A 4,552-nucleotide genomic window follows, 5' to 3' on the forward strand; every position below is an offset into this window, starting at 1 on the left:
AATATTCACGGTTGCTGTTGGCTTCGCTGCGGGCGCCCTGCTTGCGGCCCATGCGCCGCACCTGCCAGATGGTAGCCAGTGCCATGGCGACGGTGAGCGCGATGAAGACGGCGATTTGCGTGGTGTTCAAGCTTGTCATCACGGCCTAGGTTGCACGTTATGGCCGGTGCGGCTAGGGGCGGGAGCAGTTGCAGCGCGGGCGTTTAGCTCAGTGGTAGAGCATCTCGTTTACACCGAGAGGGTCGGGGGTTCGAAACCCTCAACGCCCACCACGCCGCAGTCGGGCGCAAGAATAGTGCGCAGCACTATCCTTCGACTCCGGCAAGGCCGGCCGGCGACCAAAAACGGCGACCCTCAGGTCGCCGTTTTCGTGGGTCGTCCGACGGCGCGGCTTGGCCGCGCACTTGGCTTCCTGACTTACTATCTCTCATCCAGCGGACTCGGCGGCTTTGCCGCCGGCCGCGGCCGCCAGAACAAGCTTTGCAGCCAAACGCAGGCACGTCGCGCGGGCCGGCGGCCAAGCCGCCGAGTCCGCTGGATGCGCCAAGGAAGAGAAGAGCAGGAGCGTGGCGGAGCCGCGCCGTCGAAGCGGTTCAGCCGGCCTGATGGCCAGCCGCCCGCCCGGCCGGCCTTGCGCGAGTCCGCGCGCTTGGCTGCGCCATGCGCTCTGGCCGCGCTGCGGTGTTGCTGCACTGCAACACCGCGCTTTCAACTGCGCCCCTCTCCGGGTGAGTAATGAGCAGGCCATGGAGTTGTAACACAAACGTCACATATCCAAGGCAGAGGCCGCAGGTGTTAACGAGCGTCGGGAGAGATCCCTGCGCCCTGCATATTTCAGTTCAACCAGCCCCAGGGGGTCCTCCCATGCGTTATCTTCGTCTTGGTGTTGCGCTTGCCGCACTTGCCGTTCCCGCCGCTCTCATCCCGGCCGCTGTGCAGGCCCAGGAAACGTCCTCGGCCATCCGTGGTGCTGTGGTGAACGAGCAGGGTGCCGCGATTGCTGGCGCCACCGTCACCATCATCCACACCCCGTCGGGCACGCGCTTGTCGCAAACGTCTGGCGCCAACGGCGAATTCAACGCCACCGGCCTGCGTCTGGGCGGACCCTACAGCATCACCGTGGAAGCCCCCGGCTTTGACGCCGCCACCGAGACGCTGGACAATCTGACCGCCGGTGTGCCGCAGCGTATCGACGTGTTTCTTGCTGCCACGGGCAAGACCATCACGGTTTCGGCCGCCCGCACCCGCAGCGCCATCGTGATCGGCACCGGCGCTGCCTCGATCCTGACCGCGCGCGACATCGCCGGCGTTGCCAACGTCAACCGCGACATCCGCAACCTCGCTGCCCGCGATCCGATGGTGAACATCGATCCCACCAACGGCGGCGCCATCTCGATCGCCGGCCAGAACAACCGCTTCAACCGCTTCACCGTCGATGGCGTGGCCTTTGGCGACCCCTTTGGCCTGGAAGCCGGCGGCCTGGTTTCCACCCGCGGCCCGGTGCCGCTGGATGCCATCGGCGAATTCTCGGTGGAAGTCGCGCCGGTTGATATCCGTCAGGGCTTCTTCCAGGGCGGCGCCATCAACACCCAGCTCAAGTCGGGCAGCAACCGCTTCACCTTCCTGGCTGGTGCTTATTACAACGACGACAGCCTGCGTGGCCGCAATGCCCGCGGCGTGATCCGTGCCGGCGCGTTTGAATCGCAGGTTTATACCGCGCAGTTCACCGGCCCGATCATCAAGGATCGCCTGTTCTTCGCGCTGACCTACGAACGCACCCGCGACACCGTGCCGGCAGCGATCAGCCCTGCCAGCCTGGGCATCACCGATGGCCAGATCAGCCAGATCGGCACCATCGCGCAGAACCGTTATGGTTTTGATACCGGCGGCGTGGCCACCGACATCCTGGAAAAGGATGACAAGGTCGTTGCCAAGTTCGATCTCAACATTGCCGACGGCCACCGCGCCGCTTTCACCTACATCTACAACGAAGGTTCGGTGCTCGCCGGCCAGACCGGTGTGGGCGAACTGAACGCGACCAACCCGACCTTTGCGCTGCTGTCGAACAACTACAACCAGGGTGCCGTCAACCACTTCGGCATCTTTGAACTGAACGACCAGTGGAGCGACAATTTCTCCACTCAGGTGCGCGTGTCATATGCGGATTATGTCCGTCTGCAGGTGCCGTTCAGCGATCGCGCTTTCGGCCAGTTCCAGACCTGCCTCGAAGCGCTGTCGACCACGCCGCCGCTCACCTGCCCGGCAGGCACCCGTCGCCTGAACTTTGGCCCGGACATCAGTCGTCAGGCCAACGAACTCAGCTCGCAGCAGCTGAACTTCGAATTCCAGGCGACGCTGAAGATGAACAATCACACGCTCAAGGCCATCGTCGAGCGCCGCACTCAGGACGTCAACAACCTGTTTGCCCAGCGCGTTTCGGGTGCCTGGTATTTCGATTCGCTGCTTGATCTGGATGGTCGCCGCGCCAACGAAGTTGATTTCGCCGTGCCGCTGCGTGGCGGCGTTGATACCGTGCGCGCCGTGTTCCAGAACAACAGCTGGTCGTTCGGCATTCAGGACACCATCGATCTGGGCAGCGATGCCACCCTGATCGCCGGCATGCGTTATGATCTGTTCGACACGCCGGATGTGCCCTTCTTCAACCAGGCTTTTGTTGATCGTTTCGGCTTCCCCAACAACGCCACGCTGAATGGTCGTGGCCTGTTCCAGCCGCGCATCGGCCTGAACTGGAAGGTGTCTGATCGCATGACGCTGCGCGGTTCGGCCGGCATCTTCGGCGGCGGCAACCCCAACGTGTGGATTTCGAACAATTATTCGAACCCGGGCCCGACGCTGGGTCGTGTGCAGGTGCGGCGTGTGCCGGGCGTGAACGGCGCAGCTGATACGTTCACCATTTCCGGTCTCACCGGTCTTTCGGCGGCCACCCAGAACACGCTTGGCGCCGCCACGTTGAACAACGTGTCGGGCGGCACCGGCGTGCCGCAGTCCCTGATCGACGCGGTTCGCACCACCGGCACTGCCGGTTCGCCAACCAACGCGCTCGACCCGGACTATCGCATCCCGTCGACCTGGCGCGTGTCGGGCTCGCTCGACTATCTCGCCAACCTTGGCTTCCTGGGTGACGAATGGCGCCTGGGCCTTGATGTGGTGTGGAGCCGCGCTCGCGACGCTTCGACCTGGACCGATCTGCGCTCGGTGCCGCTGGGCACGCTGCCCGATGGCCGTATCCGCTATCAGGCGCTGCCCGGCCAGGGCACGACCACCAACACCGATATCCTGCTGACCAACGTTGACGATGGCTACAGCTGGAACGTGGTCACCCGTTTTGACAAGCGTTGGTCGAACGGCTTCCGCCTCGGCGGCAGCTACACCTTCCAGCGTTCGCGTGATGCCAACAATGGCACCTCCTCGGTCGCCTTCTCCAACTACACCAACGCGGCTGCCGGCATCGATCCCAACAATGCTGCCTATGGCATCTCCAGCTATCAGCGCGATGATACTTATCGCCTGATGGCCAGCTATGATTTCAACATGTTCGGTGACAACAACACCCGGATCGAGCTGTTCTTCAACAGCCAGGCTGGCCAGCGTTACAGCTACACCATGGCTGATCAGGCGTCGGGCAATCTGCGTTCCAACGTGTTCGGCGTGACCGGCACCAACAACCGTTATCTGCTCTATGTGCCGAACGTCAGCTCGGCCACGGCTGATCCGCGTGTGGTCTATGGCACTGGTTTCGATTTCAACGGCTTCCAGAACCTGGTGCAGAATTCGGAACTCAACCGCTATCAGGGTGGCATCGCGCCGAAGAACATCGGCAAGACGCCGCGCTACAACCGCCTCGACATCGCCTTCCGCCAGGAAGTGCCGTTCATCTTTGGCGGCAAGATCGAGCTGAGCGCCGACGTGGAAAACTTCCTGAACCTGCTGAACAAGGATTGGGGCACCATCCGCCAGGTGGCCTTCCCTGGTTACGGCACGGTAGTGAACGTGACCTGCGCCACCGCCGCGTGCACGCAGTATCAGTTCGCCAATCGCACCGGCACCACGGTGACGGCGCCGGTCCAGGGCGTGAACCTCAATGGTTCGCTGTGGGCACTGCGTCTTGGCGCGCGGGTGAAGTTCTAAGCGCCGTCGGGCGCGCGGAAAGCGCAGCTATCCGCCGACTCCGACAAGCTCGGACGGCGAACGAAAAAAGGCGGCCCCAACAGGCCGCCTTTTTTGATTCGTTCGACCCCGGATCAAGTCCGGGGCGGGCATTGCGGCTCCGCCGCGCACTTCCTTACTTCCCTCCTTCACGCCGCCGGCCGCACCACCACGCCTCTCACTTCTTCTGGAAGCGGTTGTACCAATTGACCACCGCCAAATTGGACTGCAGCCACTGCGAAGGCCGGCCCATGCCGTGATTGGCCCCCGGCAGCCGCACCATCATCGCCGGGATGCCGCGCACCTGCAGCGCCTGATAATAGGCCTCGGTCTGGGCGATGGGGGTGCGATAATCCTCTTCGCCGGTGATCAGGATGGTGGGGGT

General features: G+C 63.3%; 2 protein-coding genes and 1 tRNA gene. 2 read left to right on the top strand and 1 reads right to left on the bottom strand.

Going from position 1 to position 4,552, the window contains the following annotated elements; genetic code table 11:
• Window positions 1–197 precede the first annotated feature (197 nt).
• Window positions 198–272: transfer RNA gene (locus RMO81_RS10365), tRNA-Val, on the top strand.
• Between the two features lie 592 nt (window positions 273–864).
• Entirely contained in the window at window positions 865–4,149 is a 3,285-nt protein-coding gene (locus RMO81_RS10370) for a TonB-dependent receptor domain-containing protein (RefSeq protein WP_310475780.1), read from the top strand.
• Between the two features lie 196 nt (window positions 4,150–4,345).
• On the opposite strand, the gene RMO81_RS10375 is transcribed toward RMO81_RS10370, so the two are convergent.
• The coding region (locus RMO81_RS10375) for a prolyl oligopeptidase family serine peptidase (RefSeq protein ID WP_310475782.1) at window positions 4,346–4,552 on the bottom strand (207 nt) is incomplete at its 5' end.

This window comes from Sandarakinorhabdus sp., from assembly GCF_031422795.1.
In the GTDB taxonomy this organism is placed as follows: Bacteria; Pseudomonadota; Alphaproteobacteria; order Sphingomonadales; family Sphingomonadaceae; genus Sandarakinorhabdus.

Excerpts from the sequence above, each read along its gene's own strand:
- RMO81_RS10370 (WP_310475780.1), top strand. The coding sequence starts at position 865 with ATGCGTTATCTTCGTCTTGGTGTTGCGCTTGCCGCACTTGCCGTTCCC.